This is a genomic window from Vibrio sp. 1249-1 (genome assembly GCF_033340495.1).
The window spans coordinates 1-589 of record NZ_JAWOWJ010000847.1; the positions used below are offsets into that span (position 1 = coordinate 1).

The window sequence follows — 589 nt, forward strand, 5'->3', positions numbered from 1 at the left end:
CCGCTCAATTTGGACGAAATGGGGGAGGCGGTGAAGTTTCAGACCATGGACTTCATCTTAACCAACCCTGGTCAGGCTGTGCGATTGGGCAGACAATATGCGTTGTCATGGATGGCAACATTGACGGGGCGCGCACCGCAAAACTCGAACTATAGCATTGGTTCTGCGCTGGTGGTTCGGGCAAATTCGCCATACCAAACATTAAAAGATGTTTCTGGATTTCCTGTCGCGGCAGTGTCCGAAAAAGCGTTTGGTGGTTATCTGACACTGCGCTATCAAATCGTGGAAATGGGACTCGATCCGAATGACTTTTTTGCGGATGTTCGCTATCTCGGTTTCCCAATTGATGCCAATCTCTACCAATTACGTGACGGCAATGTTGAAGCCGCTGTCGTGCCTGCTTGTCTACTGGAACAGATGCAAAATGAAGGTCTGTTACAGCACGATGATTTTCGAGTCTTAAACCAACAGCCAAATGAACATTCTTCGTGCGCTGTTTCTACGCCGTTATATCCAAACTGGTCGTTTGCCAAAACAGAACGCGGCTCGTCTCTTCTGGCGAAAAAAATCGCGCAAGTCTTGCTTGCTA

General features: G+C 48.4%; 1 protein-coding gene. It reads left to right on the forward strand.

The features are described 5' to 3' along the window. Window positions 1–589 (forward strand): phosphate/phosphite/phosphonate ABC transporter substrate-binding protein (locus R7Z50_RS29260; protein WP_318149984.1); only part of this gene is annotated, 589 nt, incomplete at both ends.